This window comes from Bacillus glycinifermentans (genome assembly GCF_001042475.2).
GTDB classification, from domain to species: domain Bacteria; phylum Bacillota; class Bacilli; order Bacillales; family Bacillaceae; genus Bacillus; species Bacillus glycinifermentans.
The window spans coordinates 90988-114187 of the sequence record NZ_LECW02000005.1; the positions used below are offsets into that span (position 1 = coordinate 90988).

Sequence of the window (23200 nt, forward strand, 5' to 3'; positions counted from 1 at the left end):
CCGGCTTTTTTCATATTATAAAATGGAGAATTGAATCATGAGTGAATGGTATATCATCATTAACCCAAAAGCAGGAAGATCGTCGGCTCTCAGAGTATGGAAGTCGCTGCAAAAAGAGCTGCAAAAAGCAAACGTTTCGCACCGCTCGTTCATCACCAAGCATCCGGGGCATGCCGAAGTGCTGGCAAGGCAAATATCGACGATCCAGGATGACCGGCTGAAGCGCCTGCTTATCATTGGCGGAGACGGCACCATCCATGAAGTCCTAAACGGATTGACCAGCCTCCAGGACATTCAGCTTAGCGTAATCCCGGCAGGCTCTGCAAACGATTTTAAAAGGGGATTCTCCATTAAAAAATCGGATGTCATCAAAGAGCTGAAAAAAGCCGGAAAATCACTGACCAGGACGTATGCACTCGGAAGCTTTCTCACAAAGGACAGTGCAAACGAGCTTTATTTTGCCAATCACCTCAGCATCGGGTTTGACGCTGTCGCCGCCAAAAAAATGTCTGACATGCCGAAGTGGACGACCGTTTTCAGATTGAATCATCTGATTCAGCCGTTTTTGTTTTTGGCCGCCGCCTTTACGTTTAAACCGTTTGTCCTTTCTTTTGAAAGCGAAGACGAAAAGCGGACGTTTAAAAAAGTTTGGTTTGCGGCGATTTCAAATCATCCATACTATGGCGGAGGAATGAAGATCGCGCCGGATGCAAATCCGCGCGAAGAACTTTTAGATGTGACGATCATCGAAGACCGGCCGGTGCTAAAAAAAGCGGCGCTGTTATTTGCGATGTCTTTCGGCAAACATATCGGTAAAGACGGGGTCACGTCGTTTAAGACGAAAGATATTTATTTTCATACGAACGAGCGGGTGCTGTTCCAGGCGGACGGGGAGATCATCGGTTCAGCGCCTGTTTTTGTAAAGACCGGGGAAGAATCGCTCCGCTTAAAAACATAAACCATTCGCATGAAAGGGAGACTTGGGATGCGGTTGAAGCTCCCTGATACCAAGCGCTCTTTGGCATATTGCGGCTCTTTTCAAATTTTCGATAAAACGCTTTGGGCAAACGGCAAGCTTCAGCTTAAGCGGCATCGGCACACATATTCTTTACGAGCCGGAGGGAATTTCTAGTTTTGCTTGACGAAGTTTGGCGTATAGCGCTAAAATTTATAAGACGGCTATTGTTTAGCACAGATGACTCTCAATAGCCGTCTTTTTATTTTAATAGAGAGATGATCAATACAGCATCTTGTTTTCCGGCCAAGGAAGGCAAATGCTTTTAAAAACTTTTAATGAAATGATGGGTTGAAAATCGATATGAACTGGTTGGGACAATTACTAGGTAGCGAATGGGAGATTTCCCCCGCAGGAGGAGCTACAGGAGACGCATATTATGCAGAACATAATGGGCAGCAGCTTTTTTTAAAGCGGAACAGCTCCCCTTTTTTGGCTGTCCTGTCCGCGGAAGGAATTGTTCCTAAGCTCGTTTGGACGAAACGAATGGAAAACGGGGATGTGATTACGGCGCAGCACTGGCTCAGCGGCAGAGAGCTGAAACCGAAGGACATGAACAGCCAGGCGGTGGCTGAGATGCTTCGGAAAATTCACACCTCCAAAGAGCTTTTGGATATGCTGAAAAGACTCGGCAAGCAGCCTTTTCAGCCAAGCTCCGTGATCACGCAATTAAAGCAATTTATCCAAGCCCGGCAATATCCGATTCCGCTGCTGGATCAAGTGCTCTTTTACCTTGAGCACCATCTTGATGACGTTCAGACGGGTGAAAAAGTCGTCTGCCACTGCGATATTAATCATAATAATTGGCTTCTTACAGATCAGAACCAGCTTTATTTAATCGATTGGGACGGTCCTATGATTGCAGATCCTGCCATAGATCTCGGGCCCCTTCTGTACCACTACGTTGAGGAGAAGGAATGGGAAAGCTGGCTCGAGCGGTACGGCGCTTCATTAACGGACAATCTAAAGCTGAGAATGGCCTGGTACGTATTGGCAGAAACAGCGATGACAACGCTCAGGCAAAAGGCGAAAAGAAATCAAGAGGGCTTTAACCAGGGGCTCGAACAGCTGCACTTGCTCCTGAAGCGTCTCCTCCGCACTTCATGAAAACGAGCCTATTTCTCTGACCCATTGCGTGAGACGGTCCTGGTGATCTGAGATATGGTCGTTGATTGAAGAAGTCGATTTCCCTCTCTGGCTGTACAGGTAAATGTCTTCAAGGATGCCTTTAAGGTTTGCATCAACATGTGTATTGGCCATCAGCGACTTAATAATCCGTTCCATCTGTTCGCATTCGGCGACGGTGCCCGTGCAGTCCGCCTGATGATCGGAGAGGATGTCCTGTAAGAGACGAATTTGATTTTCTTGATTTAATCCCATGATATTAGCTCTTCCCTTCATTTGCATATATGGATTAAATTGTTCAGAACGCTTATTTTTTATACATGAAAGACCCGGGGTCGAAAGCCCCGGGTCTTTCGCGTCTCTCCAAGAGGCCTTGCGGGGCGGTGGATTTCGTGGTATGTTGTTAGACGATATAACAGATAGAGGTGTAAAGTACATGCGAATGCGTCACAAGCCTTGGGCGGACGATTATTTGGCTGAAAACTCCGATATTGTCATCATCGACCCGTCCCAGTATAAAGGGAAATGGCATTCCGTTTTTGGAAATGACAACCCGCTTCATATCGAAGTAGGAACCGGAAAGGGCCAATTTATTTCAGGAATGGCGCTCAAACATCCGGATGTAAACTATATCGGCATCGAATTGTTTAAAAGCGTCATCGTAACGGCGGTCGATAAGGTAAAGCAGACGGGGGCGCCGAACGTAAAGCTTTTAAACATCAATGCTAACGATCTTTCCGAAGTATTTGCGGAAGGGGAAATTGAGCGGGTGTATTTGAATTTTTCCGATCCGTGGCCTAAAAAACGCCATGAAAAACGCCGTCTGACAAACCATGCTTTCATAAAAAAATACGAGCGCGTCTTGGGGGGAAAAGGTGCGATTCACTTTAAAACGGATAATCGCGGATTATTTGAATATTCCCTGACGAGCTTTTCCGAATACGGACTCGTTTTGACGTTCGTCAGCCTTGATTTGCATCAGAGCGATTTTGAAGGGAACGTCATGACGGAATATGAAGAAAAATTTGCTGCCAAAGGCCAGCCGATTTACAGGGTTGAAGCCGAGTGGAGAACATGAAAAAACAGACGATCTAAAAGTCTGTTTTTTTTTGCGTACAAATTGGCCGGATTTTTTTGCTACGATAAGGTGGGAGGGATCATAATGGAAACTTTACACATCGGCGGTATCAAGCTGACCTGGCTGAACGGCGGCGTAACGCATATGGACGGCGGCGCCATGTTCGGCGTTGTTCCAAAGCCGCTATGGTCAAAAAAATATCATGTAAATGAAAAAAATCAGATCGAATTGAGGACAGATCCGATTCTTGTCCAAAAGGACGGAACCAATCTGCTGATCGATTCGGGAATCGGGTGCGGGAAGCTCTCGGACAAACAAAAAAGAAATTTCGGGGTGACGGAAGAATCTTCGCTGGATGAGTCGTTACAGGCGCTTGGCCTTTCAGCGGAGGATATTGACGGGGTGCTGATGACCCACCTTCATTTCGACCATGCCTGCGGCTTGACGCGGTATGAAGGGGATAAACTTGTCTCCGTTTTTCCGAATGCCGCCATTTATACGTCCTTGATCGAGTGGGAAGAGATGAAAAACCCGAACATCCGTTCAAGAAATACATATTGGAAAGAGAACTGGGAACCGGTTCAGCAGCAAGTGACAACATTTGAGCAAAAGCTTGACGTACTGCCCGGCATCACGATGCATCATACTGGCGGGCATAGCGACGGCCACTCTGTGATCGTTCTCGAAGATTCCGGTGAGACGGCGCTTCACATGGCTGACATCATGCCGACGCAAGCCCACCGGAACCCATTATGGGTGCTCGCTTATGACGATTACCCAATGACATCGATTGCCGCAAAACAAAAATGGCAGGCTGCCGCTGCCGAAAAAGACGCATGGTACATTTTTTACCATGATGCATCTTACAGGGCTTTGAAATGGGATGAAAACGGCGATATCAAAGTTTCAGTGAAAAGGCAAAAACAGTAGTTCTCCTTTTTTTGTGAATGGTTTACCCGAATGTTATCCATCCTATAGGTAATTAACATGTGAAAGGAAGGCTACGGGTGAGCTACAAAGATCTGAACGAGCATGTCATTGAAACCAAATTAAGAGGATTTGAAGTGCTTTCGACTCCCATGCTGAATAAAGGGGTGGCGTTTCCGCTTGAGGAAAGGGAAGCCCTGGGCTTAACGGGCCTTCTTCCGCCGAAGGTGCTGACATTGGAGGAGCAGGCAAAGCGGGCTTACAAGCAGTTTCTCTCACAGCCTGATGACTTAAGCAAAAACGTATATTTGACCGCTCTTCATGACCGAAATGAAGTGCTCTTTTACAGGCTGCTGAATGATCATATGACAGAGATGCTGCCGATCGTTTATACTCCGACCGTCGGTACGGCGATCCAGCAGTACAGCCATGAGTACAGAAAGCCGCGCGGTCTGTTTTTGTCCGTCAATGACCCGGCCGGGATGAAAACGGCTTTTGAAAACCTGGCGGCTGAGAAGGATAGGATCGACTTAATCGTGGCTACTGACGCCGAGGGGATTCTCGGCATCGGAGACTGGGGAGTCGGAGGGATCGCCATCTCCATCGGAAAGCTTGCCGTCTATACGGCTGCGGCCGGAATTGACCCGAACAGGGTGCTTCCTGTCGTGATTGATGCGGGTACGAACCAGGAGAGGCTCTTAAACGATCCCCTCTATGTCGGAAACCAGCATTCGCGAATCAGGGGCGAGCGTTATGAATCATTTATCGAGCAGTATGTCGAGATTGCGACTAAGACCTTTCCGGGCGTCTTGCTGCACTGGGAGGATTTCGGCACGCAAAATGCCCGCCGGATTTTGAAAAAATATAAAGACAAAATATGCACCTTTAACGATGATATTCAAGGAACCGGAGCGGTCACGCTTGCCGCTGTGCTGGCGGCCGTGAAAATCTCAAAAATTCCGCTGAAAGACCATAAAATTGTGATATTTGGAGCGGGTACGGCGGGTATCGGCAACGCCGAACAGATCCGGTCCGCGTTCATCAAACAGGGGATGTCGGAAGAGGAAGCGTACCGCCGTTTCTGGTGCATCGACCGGAACGGACTGCTGACGGACGATATGAACGATTTGCAGGACATGCAAAAGCCTTATGCAAGGCCGGCCGATGAAGTGAAGGATTTTGAGCGGAACGGTCCCGGACAAACGATTGATTTGGAAGAGGTCGTCAGGAAAGTGCAGCCGACGATTTTGATCGGAACATCGACCGTCTCAGGCGCATTCACCGAAAAAATCGTAAAAGAAATGGCGTCTCATACCGAACGCCCGGCGATATTCCCGATGTCAAATCCTACGCCTTTATCAGAGGCAAAGCCGGAGGATTTAATTGCATGGACGGAAGGGCGTGCGCTCGTCGCTACTGGAAGCCCATTTGATCCCGTGCAGTATAACGGCACGGAATACGTCATCGGCCAGGCGAACAACGCTTTTGTGTTTCCGGGCCTCGGACTCGGAACGCTCGTCTCAAAGGCAAAACTCATCACCGACAACATGTTCTTTGCAAGCGCCGAAGCGATTGCCAATATGGTTGATGTCGGCAAGCCGGGAGCGGCTTTGCTGCCTCAGGTGGAAGATTTGCGGACGGTGTCGGCGACCGTCGCTGTGGCTGTTATTAAAGCGGCCGTCCAGGACGGGGTTGCCGCATCACAGCCCCAGGATATCATCCAGGCGGTGCAGGACGCGATGTGGTATCCGGTTTATCGGCCGATTCGCGCCATATAGCAAAGATGCGGCACATTCAGATGGCCGCATCTTTTTTCATTACGCCGCTGTCTCAATGACATCAACGATCATTCCTGTTTTTGCGTCAACCATGACTTCATACTGTTCAAGCTCTCCTAAACATGATCGGGTGATCCCTGTTTTATAGACGATGACGGTTTCGCCGTTGACGGTATAAGGCTCTGGGACGGTATATATCCAGGAACCGTCGATTGGTCCCCTCTGCTTAAAAGCCGATTTGACGATCCGCAGCGCTTTTTCAGAGGAAATATAAGGGGTCATGACATATCGTTTGACAGCGACGGCTGCGGCGATGCCTATCCCGGCTCCGATGAGAAAATGGCGCAATTTCATAATCATAGCACCTCCAAGGCTTCTTTTTTCCATTATACAGAACATGTCCTTCTCTGTTAAGGATGGGGTCTGCTGTGGAAACATATTGTATACTTGCTGTAAAATGTGTTTGAGATACATAGGAAATGAGGGAAACTGATGAATCAGGAAACGAGAAAGCTTTTTCAAACGCTGACCGAACTTCCCGGCGCTCCCGGCAATGAACATCACGTCCGGGCTTTTATGAAAAAAGAGCTGCGAAAATACGCCGACGAGATCATTCAAGACAGGCTCGGAAGCGTATTTGGCGTGAAAAAGGGACGCGAGGGAAGCCCGAAAATCATGGTCGCGGGCCATATGGACGAAGTGGGATTTATGGTCACTTCCATTACGGACAACGGAATGCTCCGGTTTCAAACGCTCGGGGGATGGTGGAGCCAGGTTCTTTTGGCACAGCGCGTTGAAATTCATACGGAAAACGGACCGATTCCAGGTGTTATCGCCAGCACTCCGCCGCACCTTTTAACAGATGAACAGCGGAAGCGTCCGATGGATATCAAAAACATGCTGATCGACATCGGTGCGGATGACCGCGAAGATGCCGAAAAGATCGGTGTCAAGCCGGGACAGCAAATCGTCCCGATCTGTCCGTTCACCCCGATGGCGAATGAAAAGAAAATATTGGCGAAAGCATGGGATAATCGCTATGGCTGCGGGCTGAGCATCGAATTGCTGAAAGAGCTCCACGGGACGGAGCTCCCGAATACGCTGTATTCAGGAGCGACCGTTCAGGAAGAAGTCGGCACGCGAGGCGCCCAGACCGCGGCAAACATGATTCAGCCCGATTTGTTTTTCGCGCTTGATGCAAGTCCGGCAAACGACTCCAGCGGGGACAAAAACGAATTCGGCCAGCTCGGCAAAGGCGTGCTGCTGAGGATTTTCGACCGTTCCATGGTAACCCACAGCGAAATGAGAAACTTCGTGCTGGATACGGCCGAATCGAACGATATCCCGTATCAATATTTCGTCTCTGCAGGCGGAACGGATGCAGGACGCGTCCACATTTCAAACGAAGGAATTCCTTCAGCCGTTATCGGAATCTGTTCAAGGTACATTCACACATCGGCCTCGATCATTCATGTTGACGATTACCTGGCTGCGAAAGAATTGATCATTCGTTTGGTAAAAGCGTGTGACAGCTCTTTGGTCAAATCGATTTTGCAAGCCGACTAAAATGATGAAACCTGTGCCGTAAGCACAGGTTTTTTATTCGCTTTCAAACACGTATGACAGCGATTTGATCGCCTGGTTGACGGTTTCGACGGTGATATTGGCTTTGTTTGACAGCTCTTTCAGCGGATGATGCAGAGATTTGGGGCGGATGATGATCAGCGGTTTTCCTTTCGCGATGGCGTAGGAAGCATCCATGGCCGTGTTCCATTGCTTATACTTTTCGCCGAAAAGGGCGATGACAATATCCGCTTTGTTCATTAAAACCGATGTTCTGAAATTGTTTAAATCGGAAGCCGCATCGTCTTTAGCGACCGGGTCGGTCTGCTTGCCCAAAATTTCTTCTCCGATGTTGTCTGACCGGTCGTGATGTTCCATCGGTCCGACAAATGTGACAGGCAGTTTCAGCGATTTCGCTTTTTCCTTTACTTCCTCGCGCCAGTTGCTATGTATTTCCCCGGCAAGATAAACGGTAAATTCCATACAGGATTTCCTCCTTCCTTGTTTTAAGCTTTGTACGCCTTATCGGATATTTTTACCCGTTCAGCTTTCATGTTAAACGAGAATGGGTTGATAAAGCAAAAAAATTATGCTAATGATATGAAGAAGGTTTCAAGCAGGCGTCATATCAGATTTTCCCCGCTGAAAAGGGGTATGATACATAAAAGAACAGTCATCCTTGGACCGGTCCCGGCAAAAATCTGGCGATAGAACCCGTTGTCTGGTATGATCCGAATGGATGATAAGAACAATACACTGGAGGCGTTGACCATGAAAAAAATCGAATCTAATGAAGAGCTGCAAAAAGCCGTCAATGATGACTTGTCCCTGCTGATGTTTTCAGCTGACTGGTGCCCGGACTGCCGGTTTGTCGAACCGTTTTTACCCGAGCTTGAAGCGAATTATCCCGAATTCGCATTCTACTATGTAGACCGCGACAAATTTATTGATACATGCGCCGAGTGGGATATTTTCGGAATCCCGAGCTTTCTTGTATTCAAAAACGGAACAGAAATCAGCCGCTTTGTCAGCAAAGACCGGAAAACGAAAGAGGAAATTGAGCAATTTTTGACCGATTCCCTGAAAAAGTAGCAGAAAGGAAGTTCCCTCTATGAAAATGACGTCAAGGAAACTTTCCGATATCTTAAAAAAACGATTGCAAAATGAAAGCTGGACCTTTTATTTTGACAGAGAAAAAGATACGCTGAGGATTGAAGATAAAGCCACTAAAAAAGGCATTACCCTCGAGCTTCCCGGCATCATCGCAAAATGGGAGCAAAAAAAAGGCGAGGCCATCGATGAAGTCGTCTATTATACCGAGGAAGCGCTGAAGGCAATGAAGGGCCAGGCTCAAGAAATGGAAGGACGGGAAAGCCTGATTTACCCCGTCATCCGTTCGACGTCATTTCCTGAAAAGTCCAGCGCCGGGATTCCGCTCATATTCGACGATCATACCGCTGAGACGAGAATCTACTACGCGCTGGATCTTGGCAATACGTACCGGCTGATTGACGAGAAAATGCTTGAAAAAGAAGGCTGGACAAAAGAGCGGATCAGGGAAACGTCCTCTTTCAATCTTCGCTCGCTCAAAACCGTTGTTAAGGAAGACGTTGTAGCCGACAACCGCTTTTACTTTTTCAGAGCAAACGACGGCTATGATGCAAGCCGCGTGTTGAACGAATCGATCCTTGCCGCGTATGAACAAAAAGCCGAAGGAGCGCTCGCGGTCTCCATTCCGCATCAGGATGTATTGATCATTGCTGACATTCGCAATCAGGCAGGGTATGACATTCTCGGGCAAATGTCGATGAGCTTTTTTGCGAGCGGAACAGTACCGATTACGGCGCTTTCGTTTTTATATGAGGATGGAAAGCTTGAACCGGTCTTCATTCTCGCTCAAAACCGCCCGAAAAAGAAATGATAGAAAGGATTTTTTTGATGAACGCATTTTATAATTTAGAAGGAGTAGGCGACACGCTTCTCATCTCTCTTCACGACATTCCACGCGAGAACATGGCTTTCGAACGCTTCGGAGATGTCGTTAAAATCTTTGATAAAGAAACAAAAGAAACATCAGGATACAACATTTTTAATGCCTCATCTTACATGAACCTGGCCGAAAACGGACCCATCGCCCTTTCTGAAAGCTTTGTCCAGGATGTAAATGAAATTCTGGTCCGGAACGGATTAAAAGACGAGCTGACTGTCGACCTTTCTCCGAAGTTCGTCGTAGGTTATGTCGAAGAAAAAGAAAAGCACCCGAATGCCGATAAATTGAGCGTCTGCAAAGTCAACGTGGGAGCAGAATCATTGCAGATCGTTTGCGGAGCTCCGAATGTTGAAGCAGGCCAAAAAGTCGTCGTCGCCAAAGTCGGAGCCGTGATGCCAAGCGGCATGATCATCAAAGATGCCGTGCTCCGAGGCGTGCCGTCAAGCGGGATGATCTGCTCTGCAAAAGAATTGAACCTCCCCGATGCACCGAAGGAAAAAGGGATTCTCGTCCTTGATAACAGCCGTGAAGCCGGAGAAACCTTTGAATTTTAAAACGGCATAAAATGAACCATACGTTCGAATACATGTGAAAGAAGCCGCTGGGTCAAAAACTTGGCGGCTCTTTTATTCGTCGGACGGCAGGAAGCACCTTGTTCTTTTCTGGCGGGTGAAGCAATGGTATACTAAAAACCGTCCCCGAAAAATTCAAGGGAGTTAGAGAGTGATGATTCATGAGCTGGATTAGCAAAATGTTCGGCCTATTTTTAGGCGAAGATGAACATAACGAAAAAAACACGAAAAACATGTCAGAGGAGCCGCTTTCAGGCTCGTCTTTTGAAGAAAACGAAGATATGCCGCAAATATCAGACGCAAAAGTCGTTTATGAATACCCAAAAGGCAAGTTCCGTTTCCCGGTGATTCCTGATCAAAAGGCACAGCAAAGGGAAAATACAAGGGAGCCTCAGCAAAGACAAAGGCAACGCCATTCCTACAACAACCCTGCAACAAGGCAGCGCCAATCCGAAGTTTCAATAAATGATACGGAAAAACCGGCTAAAAAGCCGTTCAAACCATCGGTCATCCCTTCGCCGATTTACGGCTACCACGAACAAAAAAGAATCAAGCCGAACCATTTGCCGGCCAAAAAGCAAAAAGAACCGCGCGTGACGCTTTTCACGGAAGAAATGGAAAGGGAACAGCGCTTTTTTGAACAGCCGATCCAAAAAGCACCTTCTCACACTGTCAGTCAGCCGGCGGCAGAGCTGGAAAAACCGGTTCAGAAAGCGTCTGTCGTACGGGAAGATAGCATTTTTGGTGGAGCATCAATATCCCATGCATATGATGCGGAACAGGAAGAACCGCGGACCGTTCGGGAAGAAAGCGATACACAAGCGGCGGAAAAATCCGCAGGCTATGTTGAAGAAAAAGAAACCCATGCATATGTCGCGGAACGGGAAGAACCGCGGTCCGTTCGGGAAGAAAGCGATACACAAGCGGCGGAAAAATCCGCAGGCTATGTTGAAGAAAAAGAANNAAAAGAAACCCATGCATATGATGCGGAACAGGAAGAACCGCAGACTGTCCTGGAAGAAAGCGATGTACAATTGGCGGAAGACCGCGGAGCCTCTCTTGATGAAAAAGAAGTAACGGATGAAGAGCCGGTCGAAAAAGCCGGAGAAAGCGGGGAAGAGCACAGCTTTTTCGAAGAAAACGAGGCATCTGTACATCCGCCGTTCTCCTCAGAGGAAACGGAAGTGCTCTTGAGAAAGGCAGCAGCCCCTGAAAACGAAGCGATGTCAAGTCCAGGCATTCAAATGGGTGAGGAAAACGGATCGCCTGAACAAGCAGAAGAAAACGAACAGGCATTTCCTGCTGAACGAAACCGTAAGGACCCTGAACCGCTTGATCCGTTAGAAAGAGACAACAGCGAATCGCAAGCCGCCGTACGTGAAAAGAATGAAAGCCAAGAACTTTCCGATTCGAAGGCGGGCGGCAATGCAAGCGGAAATTTGACTGCGCCGAAACCGAAGCACAGGTCATCTTCCGTACCGTTTAATGTCATGATGTTTGCTGCAGATAAACAAAAAGAAAACGCGCCAAACGCCTCCCGCGGATACGAGTTCCCGAGTTTGGCCCTGCTTGATGTTCCGCCAGCTCAAAAGCGGGACGATCAACCATGGATAAACGAGCAGCGGGAGCTGTTGGATGTGACCCTCGAAAACTTCAATGTCAGAGCGAACGTTGTTCATGTTACACAGGGACCGTCGGTGACGAGATTCGAAGTGCACCCTGAACCGGGAGTGAAAGTCAATAAAATTACAAACCTTTCGGATGACATCAAACTGAGCTTATCGGCAAAAGACATCCGCATCGAGGCGCCGATTCCCGGAAAGAATACGATCGGAATCGAAGTTCCGAACCTACATAGCAAGATGGTGTATTTGCGCGAAATGATCAGAAGCCCGGAATTTAGAACGAACCCGTCTCCTTTGACGGCGGCTCTCGGGCTTGATATTTCCGGACAGCCGGTTGTCTGTGATCTGAAAAAAATGCCTCACGGATTGATCGCAGGGGCTACGGGATCAGGAAAAAGCGTATGTCTGAACACGATTTTAGTCAGCCTGCTGTTTAAAGCCGACCCTACAGAGGTGAAGCTTTTGCTCATTGACCCTAAAATGGTCGAGCTTGCTCCTTACAACGAAATTCCGCATCTTGTCAGCCCTGTCATTACGGATGCAAAAGCGGCTACGGCGGCCTTGAAGTGGGTCGTTGAAGAAATGGAGCGCCGCTATGAATTATTCGCTCATTCCGGAGTGCGCGATATTGAGCGCTTCAACGAAAAGGTTCATGAAAAGAAAATGGGCGAAAAACTTCCATATCTCGTCGTCGTCATCGATGAGCTTGCCGATCTGATGATGGTCGCTCCGAATGAGGTCGAAGAAAGCATTTGTCGAATCGCCCAAAAAGCCAGGGCATGCGGCATTCACCTGCTGATTGCGACACAGCGGCCGTCGGTCGACGTCATCACAGGCTTGATCAAAGCGAATATCCCGACCAGAATCGCATTTTCCGTTTCAAGCAACGTCGATTCAAGAACGATTATCGATATGGCCGGGGCGGAAAAGCTGCTTGGAAAAGGAGATATGCTCTTTTTGGAGAACGGATCCGGCAAACCGGTGCGCCTTCAGGGCAACTTTGTATCTGACCGCGAAATTGACCGGGTCGTTTCACACGTCAGAAAACAGCAAAAGCCGTCTTATTTATTCGAGCAGGAAGAGCTGGTCAGACAAAATCCGGCAGGCTTTGATCATGACGAACTGTTTCTTGAGGCGTGCGAATTCGCCGTTGAACAAAACAGCGCCAGCACCTCGAGCCTGCAGAGGCGGTTTAGGATCGGCTACAACAGGGCCGCCAGATTAATCGATATGATGGAAAGAGAAGGCATGATATCGGAAGCAAAAGGAAGCAAGCCGAGAGAAGTGCTGATCACGCGTACGGATTTGGAACAGCTGATAGAAAGTAGTTCACTTTTCAGCTAAACATGGTATGATAGCTGTTGGGCGTGTTTTTTTAAAAAGTTTGGTGCGCCATACGAAGAAAGCGCCGTAAGCGGCGTTTTCAGCCGTTTTAAGAGAACCTTTCGGAAGGTGCAAAAAATCTTTCGAAAGGAAGGTTTAATCAATCTTAAAAATGCCTGATACTAAAAATATCGAAGCAAGTTAGAAGAACATTGATGCGGCCAGGCTTTAGGTTGCAAATTGAAATAAGCGTCATATACTGGGAAGCAGATAGACGTTTGTTGGAGGTACAATTATGACTGTTTATCATTTTGTCGGAATAAAGGGGACAGGTATGAGTCCGCTTGCCCAAATTCTCCATGATAATGGATATACTGTCCAAGGATCGGATATCGAAAATTATATTTTTACACAAAAAGCGCTGGAAGAAAGAAATATTCCGGTTTACCCTTTTGATCCCGAAAATATTAAACCGGGAATGACCGTTATTGCCGGGAACGCCTTTCCCGATACGCATCCCGAAATCGAGAAAGCCCTTGCAGACGGGCTTCCTGTCGTTCGGTATCATAAATTTCTCGGAGAGTACTTGAAGAATTTTACAAGCGTTGCGGTCACGGGCGCTCACGGAAAAACATCGACGACAGGTCTGCTGTCGCATGTTATTCAAAAAGCAAAACCGACATCGTATTTAATCGGCGACGGAACAGGAAAGGGAAGCGAAAACAGCGAATATTTCGTACTTGAAGCGTGTGAATACAGAAGGCATTTTCTGAGCTATCAGCCGGATTATGCAATCATGACGAATATTGACTTTGACCATCCCGATTACTTTGCAAACATCGATGATGTGTTTGACGCCTTTCAAACGATGGCTCTGCAGGTTAACAAAGGGATCATCGCGTGCGGGGATGACGAATACTTGATGAAGATCCACGCCAACGTTCCTGTCGTATACTACGGCTTTGCGGACGAAAACGATTTTCAGGCGAGAAACGTTATCAAAAATACGGAAGGCACCACCTTCGATGTTTTTGTCCGGAATACATTCTATGACACATTCTATATACCGGCTTACGGAAGCCATAATGTCCTGAACGCGTTGGCTGTCATTGCGCTTTGTCACTATGAGCAGGTCGATGTCGACATCATTAAAGAAGGGCTTAGAACCTTCAGCGGCGTCAAACGGAGATTTAATGAAAAAATCGCCGGAAATCAAGTGTTGATTGACGATTACGCACACCATCCGACTGAAATCACAGTAACGATTGAAGCGGCAAGGCAGAAGTATCCTGACCGTGACATCGTTGCGGTGTTCCAGCCGCACACTTTTACGCGGACGCAGTCTTTCCTGAACGAATTCGCAGAAAGCCTGAAAAAAGCCGATTATATCTATCTTTGTGACATTTTCGGCTCAGCCCGCGAGAATGCAGGAAAGCTGACAATCGCCGATCTGCAGGAAAAAGTCGGGCAGGCAAAGCTTATCGATGAAAATGACACAGCCGTTTTGAAAGAGCATGAAAACGGAGTTCTGATTTTTATGGGAGCCGGAGACATACAAAAGTATTTAAAAGCATATGAAAATGTATTAGCGTAACATAAAAAAAGGCAGTGTGAGTCCATTCCGCTGCTTTTTTGTACATAAAGGAATTCAATGGTCCGTGTAGAAAAATATATACAAAAGAGGTTTACAATTCGGCCAGTTGGGTATATACATCACTGTAAGCCCGTACATAAGGAGGATTAGATGATTATTATTCTTTATTTAAGCGTTGCACTCATTGCTGTAGCTTTTCTCATTTTAGTAATCTACTTATCAAAAACGTTAAAATCGCTTCAATTGACGCTTACAAACGTGGCATCGACTTTAGAGGGGCTTGAAGGACAGATGAAGGACGTGACAGCGGAGACCGCAGAGCTCCTTCATAAGACGAACCGCCTGGCGGATGACATCCAGGAGAAATCGTTGAAGCTGAACACGGTGGTAGACGCGGTTCAGGAAGTCGGCACGTCGGTCCGCCAGTTTAACGCTTCGATTCAGCAGGTGTCAGACTCTGTTACGTCAGCAGCAGAACAAAATCGCGAGAAAATTTCTCAAGTTGTGAGCTGGAGCAATGCAGCTTTGGAAATTTGGAATAAATGGAAACAAAAAAGATGAAGGAGGAATAAAACATGGGCAAAGAAGGAATGAATACTAGAGATTTTCTCATCGGCACATTCGTAGGCGGTATCATCGGAGCAGCGACGGCGTTGTTTCTGGCGCCAAAATCAGGGAAGGAGCTGCGCGATGACATTGGAAGCCAAGCCGCTGTGATCAAAGATAAAACGTGCAAACTGACAAACGAAGCGAGAGAAAAAGGTGTGGAATACGTCAGCATCGCAAAAGATAAAACGTCTTCGATTTCACAGCTTGTCTCCGATCGATCCACACAACTCATGGATAAAGTCAAAGACCTTCGCGCCCAGGGAGCCGAGAAGGCCGTTGAGCTGAAGGAAAATGCTGCCTCTGCCATTGATGAGGCTGAAGAGGAAACAAAAACTGAAGGAAAAGAAACAGAGACAGCCCAGAACTAATACGCAGAAAGGGAAGGTCATCATGTCAAAGCAGCTCATTCAAACAGAGGATGAATTTAAACAGCTGGAAATGGACGGCACATTCGTCTTTTTTAAGCACAGTACGACATGTCCCATCAGCCGGCGCGCTTTCGAGGAATTTGAAGCATTCGCTGACGGACACGAAGACATTCCGGCATATTATTTAACGGTGCAGGAGAGCCGCCCGTTGTCAAACTATATCGCCGAGCAGTACGGGATCAAGCACGAAAGTCCCCAGGCAATCGTTTTTGAAAACGGGGAAGTAAAATGGCATGCTTCCCATTCACAGATTACCGCTCTGGCGCTTGCAGAAAACAGCAAATAGGCCTTTAGAGGCAAAAAAGACCAAATCGTACAGCGTTTTTGGTCTTTTTTATATTTTTACCTTTAGGAAATGCCTTTTTGCCAAAATGCATCGTTTGACCCGCAGTTCTTCGATATAATAAAACAAGCGGGAGGTGATATGGTGAACAGCGATTTAAAGGACATGCTTCAATCCGTTTTAAAGGAAGAAATCAATCCGATCCATCAGCGTCTGGACGGAATCGATAAGCGCTTTAACACTGTAGACGAACGCTTAAACGCAATAGATGAGCGTTTTAATGAAGTAGACGAGCGCTTCAGCTCAATAGACGAACGTTTAAACGCAATGGACGAGCGGTTTGACCGTCTTGAAACAAGCGTAAAAGAAGTGAAAAAAGGGCAGGAGCAGCTTCAGCAAAACATCATTGACAATATGGGGAAATTTACCGATCATCTAACCGAATATGTCGAGGATAAAACCGCCGCCCTGAATCAGCGGGTTTATAAAATAGAGACCGATTTGCAGCGGTTATACAGACAATCAAGTTAAAGAATCAATCCCTGATTCTTTTTTTTATATTTTTCGAAAACAAGGGATAAACTGCATATCATACTTTATCGCTTAAAAGCGTTTGGGTAATAAAGAATTTTTTCGTGACAATTCAACAAACATTGTTTATAATAAACCCTAATAATTGAATCATTCTTATTTTCTAGGGTGAGGCCAAAAAGAAAGGATGGAAAAAATGAGCAATACTGAACTGGATTTGCTGAGGCAGCAGGCGAACGAATTGAACTTGCAGATTTTGAAGTTGATTAACGAACGGGGCAGAATCGTTAAGGAGATTGGCAAAGCGAAAGAAGCGCAAGGAATTAACCGCTATGATCCTGTAAGGGAAAGAACGATGCTGAACAGTATCATTGAAAACAACGACGGTCCGTTCGAAGATTCTACCATTCAGCATATATTCAAAGAGATTTTTAAAGCCGGACTTGAGCTTCAGGAAGATGACCACAGCAAGGCTCTCCTCGTCTCCCGGAAGAAGAAGCCTGAAGATACGATTGTCAATATAAAAGGCGAAACAATCGGCGACGGCGAACAAAGATTCATCATCGGTCCGTGTGCTGTTGAAAGCTATGACCAAGTAGCCGAAGTCGCAGCGGCTGCAAAAAAACAAGGCCTGAAATTGCTTCGCGGCGGAGCATTCAAGCCACGTACAAGCCCGTACGACTTCCAGGGTCTCGGTGTTGAAGGCTTAAAGATCTTAAAGCGTGTAGCTGACGAATATGATCTCGCCGTCATCAGCGAAATCGTAAATCCGCAGCATATTGAAGAAGCGATCGATTACATTGACGTTATCCAAATCGGTGCCCGCAACATGCAAAACTTTGAGCTGTTAAAAGCGGCAGGCTCTGTGAAAAAGCCGGTCCTTTTAAAACGCGGTCTTGCCGCAACACTGAAGGAATTCATCAATGCGGCGGAATATATCATTTCCCAAGGAAACGATCAAATCATTCTTTGCGAGCGCGGAATCAGAACGTACGAAACAGCGACAAGAAACACGCTCGACATTTCGGCTGTACCGATTCTTAAACAGGAAACACACCTTCCTGTATTCGTGGATGTCACTCATTCAACGGGACGCCGCGATCTCTTGCTTCCGACGGCAAAAGCAGCGCTTGCTATCGGGGCTGACGGCGTAATGGCGGAAGTTCATCCAGATCCATCTGTTGCCCTTTCAGATTCCGCACAGCAAATGGATATCCCGACATTCGAAAAATGGCTGAATGAGCTGAAGCCGCTTGTACAAGTAAAAGCATAAACGCTTCATTTAACCAGGACCGCTTTTATAAGCGGTCTTTTTTTGTACATACTAAAAATTGTCGAAAAAAGTTCTTTTTTCATAACATGACGCGATTTTTGTGTTTAAATTAATTATAAAAATAAAGGGAACGTTTTCATATTAGGTAAAACCGTGTATAATTTCAGGAGAGCGCTTTTTTGTTTGAATATTAATGAAAAATAATGTAAACTTAGTCTTTGCTTATTTTACATAAAGTTTTACATTTTGACATTTCTCTACATGAAAATGTTTATGCTATAGAAAAAGATTGTACCCAGTTGAAGGAGTGGTAAAAAATGAGTAATGTTACAATATATGATGTCGCACGTGAAGCAAATGTAAGCATGGCGACGGTTTCCAGAGTCGTGAACGGGAATCCGAACGTAAAGCCGACAACCCGAAAAAAGGTGCTTGAAGCAATCGAGCGTCTCGGCTATCGTCCAAACGCCGTCGCAAGAGGACTGGCCAGCAAGAAAACGACAACCGTCGGCGTCATTATTCCCGATATCTCAAGCATCTTTTATGCGGAGCTGGCAAGGGGAATCGAAGATATTGCGACAATGTACAAGTACAATATTATTTTAAGCAACTCTGACCAAAACATGGACAAAGAGCTGCACCTGCTTAATACGATGCTCGGCAAGCAGGTCGACGGCATCGTGTTCATGAGCGGGAACGTCACGGACGAGCACGTTGAAGAATTTAAACGGTCACCGGTTCCGATCGTGCTTGCCGCGTCTGTCGAAGAAAAAGGGGAAACGGCTTCTGTTGCGATCGATTATGAACAGGCTTTATATGATGCCGCAGTCATGCTGATCGAAAACGGCCACAAGCGCTTGGCATTTGTATCAGGACCGATGCAAGAGCCGATCAATAAGGCGAAAAAGCTTCAAGGCTTTAAAAGAGCTTTGCAGGATAAAGGTCTCGAATTTAAGGAAGAGTACGTCGTAGAAGGAGACTATACGTACGATTCCGGCATGGAGGCGCTTGATGCGCTCATGAAGCTTGATGAAAAACCGACGGCCGTCATTTCTGCAACAGATGAGATGGCGCTCGGAATCATTCATTCCGCACAGGACAAAGGATTATCGATTCCGGAAGACCTTGAAGTGGTCGGATTTGACAATACGCGCCTGTCATTAATGGTTCGTCCGCAGCTGACGACGGTCGTTCAGCCGACATATGACATCGGTGCCGTAGCGATGAGGCTGTTAACAAAGCTGATGAACAAGGAAGAGGTCGAGGAGCATATCGTTCAGCTTCCGCATCGGATCGAACAAAGACAATCAACGAAATCATAAAAAATAAAACAAGAAAGAAAGCAAGTTTTCACAGCTTTTTTCGTGAAGATCTTGCTTTCTTTTACGTGAGTGGAGAGAATGCAAAAAGATGAAACGTTTTGATTATCTTACACCGGTCGGATTTATGTTAGGCATGTTGATTTTGACGGTCGGCGTGATTTCGGGAGCAGGCCTTTCCGGATTTTATTCGTTTATCGATGTAACGTCTTTTTTTATCGTGACAGGCGGATTATTCGCAGCCGTTTTTATGAGCTTTTCTCCGAAGGATCTAAAAAAAGCGCCGGCGGTTCTGAAGCAGGTGTTTGTTTCGGAAGATGACGACATAAGGGACTTGGTCAAAACGTTTGTCATCCTTTCCGAACAGGCGCGAAAACAAGGGATTTTATCATTGGACGCCAATATCGGCGAAATGAAAGATCCGTTTTTAAAAAAAGGCTTGCTGCTTGCTATTGACGGGTGGGATGAAGAGACGATCCGCAACGTCATGAACTCGGAGATTGCAGCGATGGAAGAAAGGCACAGAAAGGGAAGACGAATCTTTGAAAAAGCAGGAGAATTTGCGCCTGCATGGGGCATGATCGGTACTCTCGTCGGACTGGTGATGATGCTCAAAAATCTGAACAAACCGGAAACCCTCGGCCCGAATATGGCCGTCGCCCTTTTGACGACGCTCTACGGCTCGCTGTTGTCCAACATGCTGTTTATTCCAATCGCAGCAAAGCTAGAGGAAAAGACGGAAGCCGAGATCTTTAAGAAGCAGGTCATGATCGAAGGGATCATCGGCGTACAGTCGGGAAGAAACCCCCGCAATCTTGAAAGTCAGCTCGTCGTATTCAGCTCCAAGGAGGAATGGAGAAAAAAGCAGGCGGAAAACGTAAAGGGTAAGGCCCATGAAGCTTAGGCACGAGAGACGAAAACGCGAGGCCGGCCGCAAATCGCCGTCATGGATGATTACTTTTACCGATTTGATTACGCTGATTCTCGTGTTCTTTATTTTACTGTTTTCGATGTCGCAAATCGATTTGCAAAAATTCAAGACCGCTGTCGGCTCTTTTCAGGAGAGAGGGGACAAAAAGGCGGCCGCAGAAGCTGGCAGCGAAGAGAGCAAGCTGCCGGGCAAAAGCGAAGATGACTTATTAAAGAAAATCAATGATTATATCGAAAAAAACCGGCTGTCACGCCTGATTACCGCAAAGCGCGATGAACGGGGCGTCGTCCTCGTCCTGCAGGAGGCGGTTCTCTTTGATTCCGGAAAGGCGGACATTAAAGATCAGGCTTACCCGCTATTACACAAAATGGCGGTACTGTTTAAAACGCTTCCCAACCAGATCGATGTTGAGGGGCATACGGACAACCGGCCGATTTCCACATACCGGTTTCCGTCCAACTGGGAGCTCTCTGCCGCAAGGGCAAGCACGGTCATCGGCTATTTTACGACCAAAGGAAAACTCGACTCTTCACGCTTTCTGGCGGTCGGATATGCCGATACGAAACCGGTCAGGGATAATCGGACGGAGAGCCATATGAAGGAAAACAGGCGCGTCGAAATCGTAATCAGAAAATAAAACCAAAAAGGCCTTGCATCGTGCAGGGCCTTTTATATGCATGCTATGACGGACGGGAGGCGGAACGGATCGGGAACAGCGCTTTTGAAACGGTCCGCGCATTTTTTTCCGTAATCTCGGCTTTTCTCGGAATCGGAGCATACAGGCCGTCAGGATCGCTCCAGGCGGCCGGCAGCGGGACGGACGCTTGTTTTTCCCAGCGTTTCAGCCATTTTTCGGGCATACGGCCTTCAGCCTTGATTCCTTTCATTTCGAGCCAGATTCTCCCCCATGCCCGCGGCACGACCCTCCAAATGTCATAGCCTCCGCCGCCGACGGCAATCCATCTGCCGTCGCAATACTTGTGCGCCAATTCGTGAGCAAGCTTTGGAATTTCTTCATAGATTCTCATTGTTGTGCACAAGTGTGTGAGCGGATCATAGTAATGAGCGTCAGCGCCGTTTTGCGTCAAAATTACGTCAGGCTTGAAAAATTCGGCGATTTCACGTACAGCCGTGAGATAGGAATCGATGAAAGACTGATCCTCGGTAAACGCGTCAAGCGGAATATTAAACGCGTACCCGTAGCCTTCGCCATGGCCCCTTTCCTGAACCTGGCCCGTTCCCGGGAACAGATAGCGCCCTGTTTCATGAATCGAGACGGTGCAGACAGATGGATCGTCGTAAAAGGTGAATTGCACGCCGTCTCCGTGATGGGCGTCTGTATCAATGTACAAAATTCTGGCGCGGTAGTTTTTCTGCACATAGCGGATCACAACCGAGCTGTCGTTATAAATGCAAAAACCGGAAGCTCTCCCTCTGAATCCGTGGTGAAGCCCGCCGCCAAGGTTGAGGGCGTGCCTTGCCTTGCCGGTCATGACATAGTCAGCAGCAGTCAGCGTTCCGCCCACCAAAAGCGAAGCGGCTTCATGCATGCCGGCAAAAACGGGCGTATCTTCCGTGCCGAGTCCATAGCTCTCTCCGTCTGCTTCGGGAAGCTTTCCCCGTCCGGCAAGCTTTACGGCTCTGATATAATCTTCCGTGTGAACGAGGCTGAGTTCAGATTCCGTCGCCATTCGCGGCGCGATGATTTCTCCCTGTCCAAACGCATTCATCGTGTTCAGAAGGTCATACGTGACATAGACTCTGAGCTGGTTAAACGGATGGTCTTGATGAAGTTGATAGGTTTGGTAGGAGGGAGAAAAGACAAAGACGCAGTCTTTCATAGCAAATCCCTTTGCTCTGCGGGCCAAAGCACTTGATACCCTTTTGATTTCACATCTTTTATGCTTGCTTCGGGATTCATCGTCTGCACGCGAAACACGAGAATCTTTTCATTTTCTTCTTCGCCTGGATAAACGAGCACGCTTGAAATGCCGATTTGCCGCCTGCTGAAAATCATGCTGATATCGGCGAGGCTTTTGGCGATATCATCGGTTTTGATTTCGATCTGCGAGCCGGGAAAATGGGCGCCCGTCAGCCTGACAAACGTATGAAGCAAGTCAGACTTCGTCACGATGCCGACCAATTTTCCGTTTTTCACAATCGGAAGGCAGCCGATTTCGTGTTCGAAAAACACGGCTGAGATTTCCTCGGCGAAATCGAGCGGATGCCCTGTCACGACTTCTTTTGACATGATCAGTTCAACCGGTTTATGCAAAGCGTCGGCTGAGCTGTTTTGAGCAAAAATACTCGGGGTTGCCGTCTTTACATCCCGATCCGTCACAACGCCGATGACGGTTCCCCGTTCATTGACGACAGGGAGGTGTTTAATGCGGAAGGTCCTCATTCGTTTGATCGCTTCTTCGATCGTATCTGTTCTTGAAAGCGTCACAACGTCCCTTTTCATGATTTTTTCAACAATCATATTTAGATCCCCTTTGCTCCCTTAATACATAAAGCGGTTATGGAACCGGAGCCTGTCAAAGCGCTCGATCGATTCCTGGCTGACCTCTTTTCCGATGCGGGCCATTAAACAGTTGGCGGGATGAGAACTGATTTCCGGATCGTCCGTGGCAAACCAGACAAGGCCCCCGGCATTCATCATCTTTTCCATCATCTTTCTGTACTCCCAGACATCTTTGTTTGTCCCCTTCAAATCCCAATGCCAGTAATATTCAGTCGTAATGATAATGTATTTTTCCATTTGTTGATCCATCATGCTGACCTCTAAAAGCGTTTTTCCGACAGAGTGGCCTCTGAACCTTGGAACCACCTCGATGGCGCCAAGTTCGATTAAATTTTCCATGTTTCCTTCAGACCATCTTTCAAGCGGGTCGGGATAAACGTAGGTGACATAGCCGACAATGGTGTGATGGAAACGAGCGATGATAATCCGTCCTTCGGGAAGCCCTGCGATTTCGATTAATGCTTCATGCTGTTTTTCAGATGGGCGAAAGGCTGTAAGCTCTGCATGAAACTCATACTCTGCGAGTTTATCGGGGCTGATAGGGCCCTCTATCAGCAATGTGCCTTCCCCCGTGTGCAATTCTTTGGCATGATAGGTTTTGTGATGCTTCACGTATTCACCGCCTCACGTCTTAGTTGAAGTCTTTTACACATAACATACCAAAATATTAAGCGTTTTCAAAGGAAAGAACAATATTTTTTAAAAATTGAGA

At 47.2% G+C, this 23200-nt stretch carries 24 protein-coding genes and 2 pseudogenes; 20 read left to right on the top strand and 6 right to left on the bottom strand.

The features are described from left to right. Positions 1–37: 37 nt before the first annotated feature. Together AB447_RS06360 and AB447_RS06365 are read left to right on the top strand one after the other, a co-directional pair. Complete coding sequence (locus AB447_RS06360) at positions 38–958, top strand: YegS/Rv2252/BmrU family lipid kinase (protein ID WP_048355228.1); 921 nt, start codon at positions 38–40, stop codon at positions 956–958. Positions 959–1318: 360 nt separating this feature from the next. Further along, the gene (locus AB447_RS06365) at positions 1319–2122 is read left to right on the top strand and encodes a phosphotransferase family protein (RefSeq protein WP_048355298.1); all 804 of its coding nucleotides are present in this window, start codon (positions 1319–1321) and stop codon (positions 2120–2122) included. Here the strand turns inward: AB447_RS06365 and AB447_RS06370 are convergent. Continuing rightward, positions 2117–2395 (bottom strand): YtzH-like family protein, encoded by a 279-nt coding sequence (locus tag AB447_RS06370; protein ID WP_048355227.1) that lies wholly within the window; start codon positions 2393–2395, stop codon positions 2117–2119. The genes AB447_RS06365 and AB447_RS06370 overlap by 6 nt on opposite strands. A 181-nt stretch (positions 2396–2576) precedes the next feature. On the opposite strand from AB447_RS06370, the gene trmB reads away from it, so the two are divergent. From trmB to AB447_RS06385, 3 genes are all read left to right on the top strand, one after another. Next, positions 2577–3218, top strand: coding sequence for a tRNA (guanosine(46)-N7)-methyltransferase TrmB (gene trmB / locus AB447_RS06375; RefSeq protein WP_048355226.1), 642 nt, complete (start codon positions 2577–2579; stop codon positions 3216–3218). A gap of 84 nt (positions 3219–3302) precedes the next feature. Beyond that, the gene (locus AB447_RS06380; protein ID WP_048355225.1) at positions 3303–4148 is read left to right on the top strand and encodes a YtnP family quorum-quenching lactonase; all 846 of its coding nucleotides are present in this window, start codon (positions 3303–3305) and stop codon (positions 4146–4148) included. A 77-nt stretch (positions 4149–4225) separates the two neighbouring features. Further along, complete coding sequence (locus tag AB447_RS06385) at positions 4226–5923, top strand: NAD-dependent malic enzyme (RefSeq protein ID WP_172796326.1); 1698 nt, start codon at positions 4226–4228, stop codon at positions 5921–5923. A 39-nt stretch (positions 5924–5962) separates the two neighbouring features. On the opposite strand, the gene AB447_RS06390 is transcribed toward AB447_RS06385, so the two are convergent. Next, a complete protein-coding gene (locus tag AB447_RS06390) occupies positions 5963–6277 on the bottom strand; it encodes a PepSY domain-containing protein (RefSeq protein WP_048355223.1) in 315 nt (104 codons plus the stop codon). Between the two features lie 138 nt (positions 6278–6415). Between AB447_RS06390 and AB447_RS06395 the strand changes: the two genes are divergently transcribed. Then, positions 6416–7489: a M42 family metallopeptidase gene (locus tag AB447_RS06395; RefSeq protein WP_048355222.1), complete on the top strand. Its 1074-nt coding sequence runs from the start codon at positions 6416–6418 to the stop codon at positions 7487–7489. Positions 7490–7522: 33 nt separating this feature from the next. Here the strand turns inward: AB447_RS06395 and AB447_RS06400 are convergent, their stop codons facing one another. Then, positions 7523–7969 carry a YtoQ family protein gene (locus AB447_RS06400; protein WP_048355221.1) on the bottom strand — a complete coding sequence of 149 codons (447 nt, stop codon included), beginning with the start codon at positions 7967–7969 and terminating at the stop codon, positions 7523–7525. 252 nt (positions 7970–8221) lie between these two features. Between AB447_RS06400 and AB447_RS06405 the strand changes: the two genes are divergently transcribed. The 14 genes and pseudogenes from AB447_RS06405 (at position 8222) to motS (ending at position 20601) form a co-directional block, all read left to right on the top strand. Further along, complete coding sequence (locus AB447_RS06405; protein ID WP_326076896.1) at positions 8222–8578, top strand: thioredoxin family protein; 357 nt, start codon at positions 8222–8224, stop codon at positions 8576–8578. Positions 8579–8597: 19 nt separating this feature from the next. Next, the gene (locus AB447_RS06410; RefSeq protein WP_048355219.1) at positions 8598–9407 is read left to right on the top strand and encodes a DUF1444 domain-containing protein; all 810 of its coding nucleotides are present in this window, start codon (positions 8598–8600) and stop codon (positions 9405–9407) included. A 17-nt stretch (positions 9408–9424) separates the two neighbouring features. Beyond that, positions 9425–10030, top strand: coding sequence for a YtpR family tRNA-binding protein (gene ytpR, locus AB447_RS06415; protein WP_048355218.1), 606 nt, complete (start codon positions 9425–9427; stop codon positions 10028–10030). A gap of 179 nt (positions 10031–10209) precedes the next feature. Then, a pseudogene (locus AB447_RS26700) lies at positions 10210–11010 on the top strand (cell division protein FtsK); the annotation flags it as partial. A gap of 2 nt (positions 11011–11012) precedes the next feature. Next, a pseudogene (locus tag AB447_RS06420) lies at positions 11013–13017 on the top strand (DNA translocase FtsK); the annotation flags it as partial. A 274-nt stretch (positions 13018–13291) separates the two neighbouring features. Then, complete coding sequence (gene murC, locus AB447_RS06425; protein ID WP_048356473.1) at positions 13292–14590, top strand: UDP-N-acetylmuramate--L-alanine ligase; 1299 nt, start codon at positions 13292–13294, stop codon at positions 14588–14590. A gap of 150 nt (positions 14591–14740) precedes the next feature. Beyond that, entirely contained in the window at positions 14741–15151 is a 411-nt protein-coding gene (locus tag AB447_RS06430) for a DUF948 domain-containing protein (protein WP_048356474.1), read from the top strand. A gap of 14 nt (positions 15152–15165) precedes the next feature. Beyond that, positions 15166–15567: a YtxH domain-containing protein gene (locus tag AB447_RS06435; RefSeq protein ID WP_048356475.1), complete on the top strand. Its 402-nt coding sequence runs from the start codon at positions 15166–15168 to the stop codon at positions 15565–15567. A gap of 22 nt (positions 15568–15589) precedes the next feature. Next, the gene (gene ytxJ, locus AB447_RS06440) at positions 15590–15913 is read left to right on the top strand and encodes a bacillithiol system redox-active protein YtxJ (RefSeq protein ID WP_048356476.1); all 324 of its coding nucleotides are present in this window, start codon (positions 15590–15592) and stop codon (positions 15911–15913) included. A 138-nt stretch (positions 15914–16051) separates the two neighbouring features. After that, entirely contained in the window at positions 16052–16441 is a 390-nt protein-coding gene (locus AB447_RS06445; protein ID WP_241494759.1) for a hypothetical protein, read from the top strand. Positions 16442–16637: 196 nt separating this feature from the next. Continuing rightward, positions 16638–17714: a bifunctional 3-deoxy-7-phosphoheptulonate synthase/chorismate mutase gene (locus AB447_RS06450; protein ID WP_057957480.1), complete on the top strand. Its 1077-nt coding sequence runs from the start codon at positions 16638–16640 to the stop codon at positions 17712–17714. A gap of 317 nt (positions 17715–18031) precedes the next feature. After that, complete coding sequence (gene ccpA / locus AB447_RS06455) at positions 18032–19036, top strand: catabolite control protein A (RefSeq protein ID WP_048356415.1); 1005 nt, start codon at positions 18032–18034, stop codon at positions 19034–19036. A gap of 88 nt (positions 19037–19124) precedes the next feature. After that, complete coding sequence (motP, locus tag AB447_RS06460; protein WP_048356416.1) at positions 19125–19937, top strand: flagellar motor protein MotP; 813 nt, start codon at positions 19125–19127, stop codon at positions 19935–19937. Beyond that, positions 19927–20601: a flagellar motor protein MotS gene (gene motS / locus AB447_RS06465; RefSeq protein ID WP_048356417.1), complete on the top strand. Its 675-nt coding sequence runs from the start codon at positions 19927–19929 to the stop codon at positions 20599–20601. The genes motP and motS overlap by 11 nt, the downstream gene beginning before the upstream one ends. Positions 20602–20644: 43 nt before the next feature. Here the strand turns inward: motS and AB447_RS06470 are convergent, their stop codons facing one another. Genes AB447_RS06470 through AB447_RS06480 form a run of 3 tightly spaced genes read right to left on the bottom strand, consistent with a single transcriptional unit; the run spans position 20645 to position 23100 of the window. Further along, positions 20645–21805, bottom strand: a complete 1161-nt coding sequence (locus tag AB447_RS06470) for an acetoin utilization protein AcuC (RefSeq protein WP_048356418.1) — start codon at positions 21803–21805, stop codon at positions 20645–20647. Further along, the gene (locus AB447_RS06475; RefSeq protein WP_048356419.1) at positions 21802–22446 is read right to left on the bottom strand and encodes an acetoin utilization AcuB family protein; all 645 of its coding nucleotides are present in this window, start codon (positions 22444–22446) and stop codon (positions 21802–21804) included. Before AB447_RS06475 ends, AB447_RS06470 begins: the two co-directional genes overlap by 4 nt. A gap of 21 nt (positions 22447–22467) precedes the next feature. Next, positions 22468–23100: a GNAT family N-acetyltransferase gene (locus AB447_RS06480; protein ID WP_046131902.1), complete on the bottom strand. Its 633-nt coding sequence runs from the start codon at positions 23098–23100 to the stop codon at positions 22468–22470. Positions 23101–23200 lie beyond the last annotated feature (100 nt).

Excerpts from the sequence above, each read along its gene's own strand:
- ccpA (WP_048356415.1), top strand. The coding sequence starts at position 18,032 with ATGAGTAATGTTACAATATATGATGTCGCACGTGAAGCAAATGTAAGC.
- AB447_RS06445 (WP_241494759.1), top strand. The coding sequence starts at position 16,052 with ATGGTGAACAGCGATTTAAAGGACATGCTTCAATCCGTTTTAAAGGAA.
- motP (WP_048356416.1), top strand. The coding sequence starts at position 19,125 with ATGAAACGTTTTGATTATCTTACACCGGTCGGATTTATGTTAGGCATG.
- AB447_RS06380 (WP_048355225.1), top strand. The coding sequence starts at position 3,303 with ATGGAAACTTTACACATCGGCGGTATCAAGCTGACCTGGCTGAACGGC.
- AB447_RS06405 (WP_326076896.1), top strand. The coding sequence starts at position 8,222 with ATGGATGATAAGAACAATACACTGGAGGCGTTGACCATGAAAAAAATC.
- trmB (WP_048355226.1), top strand. The coding sequence starts at position 2,577 with ATGCGAATGCGTCACAAGCCTTGGGCGGACGATTATTTGGCTGAAAAC.
- AB447_RS06410 (WP_048355219.1), top strand. The coding sequence starts at position 8,598 with ATGAAAATGACGTCAAGGAAACTTTCCGATATCTTAAAAAAACGATTG.
- AB447_RS06430 (WP_048356474.1), top strand. The coding sequence starts at position 14,741 with ATGATTATTATTCTTTATTTAAGCGTTGCACTCATTGCTGTAGCTTTT.
- AB447_RS06450 (WP_057957480.1), top strand. The coding sequence starts at position 16,638 with ATGAGCAATACTGAACTGGATTTGCTGAGGCAGCAGGCGAACGAATTG.
- AB447_RS06435 (WP_048356475.1), top strand. The coding sequence starts at position 15,166 with ATGGGCAAAGAAGGAATGAATACTAGAGATTTTCTCATCGGCACATTC.
- AB447_RS06390 (WP_048355223.1), bottom strand. The coding sequence starts at position 6,277 with ATGAAATTGCGCCATTTTCTCATCGGAGCCGGGATAGGCATCGCCGCA.
- AB447_RS06395 (WP_048355222.1), top strand. The coding sequence starts at position 6,416 with ATGAATCAGGAAACGAGAAAGCTTTTTCAAACGCTGACCGAACTTCCC.
- AB447_RS06365 (WP_048355298.1), top strand. The coding sequence starts at position 1,319 with ATGAACTGGTTGGGACAATTACTAGGTAGCGAATGGGAGATTTCCCCC.
- AB447_RS06475 (WP_048356419.1), bottom strand. The coding sequence starts at position 22,446 with ATGATTGTTGAAAAAATCATGAAAAGGGACGTTGTGACGCTTTCAAGA.
- AB447_RS06360 (WP_048355228.1), top strand. The coding sequence starts at position 38 with ATGAGTGAATGGTATATCATCATTAACCCAAAAGCAGGAAGATCGTCG.
- motS (WP_048356417.1), top strand. The coding sequence starts at position 19,927 with ATGAAGCTTAGGCACGAGAGACGAAAACGCGAGGCCGGCCGCAAATCG.
- murC (WP_048356473.1), top strand. The coding sequence starts at position 13,292 with ATGACTGTTTATCATTTTGTCGGAATAAAGGGGACAGGTATGAGTCCG.
- AB447_RS06470 (WP_048356418.1), bottom strand. The coding sequence starts at position 21,805 with ATGAAAGACTGCGTCTTTGTCTTTTCTCCCTCCTACCAAACCTATCAA.
- ytxJ (WP_048356476.1), top strand. The coding sequence starts at position 15,590 with ATGTCAAAGCAGCTCATTCAAACAGAGGATGAATTTAAACAGCTGGAA.
- AB447_RS06400 (WP_048355221.1), bottom strand. The coding sequence starts at position 7,969 with ATGGAATTTACCGTTTATCTTGCCGGGGAAATACATAGCAACTGGCGC.
- AB447_RS06370 (WP_048355227.1), bottom strand. The coding sequence starts at position 2,395 with ATGGGATTAAATCAAGAAAATCAAATTCGTCTCTTACAGGACATCCTC.
- ytpR (WP_048355218.1), top strand. The coding sequence starts at position 9,425 with ATGAACGCATTTTATAATTTAGAAGGAGTAGGCGACACGCTTCTCATC.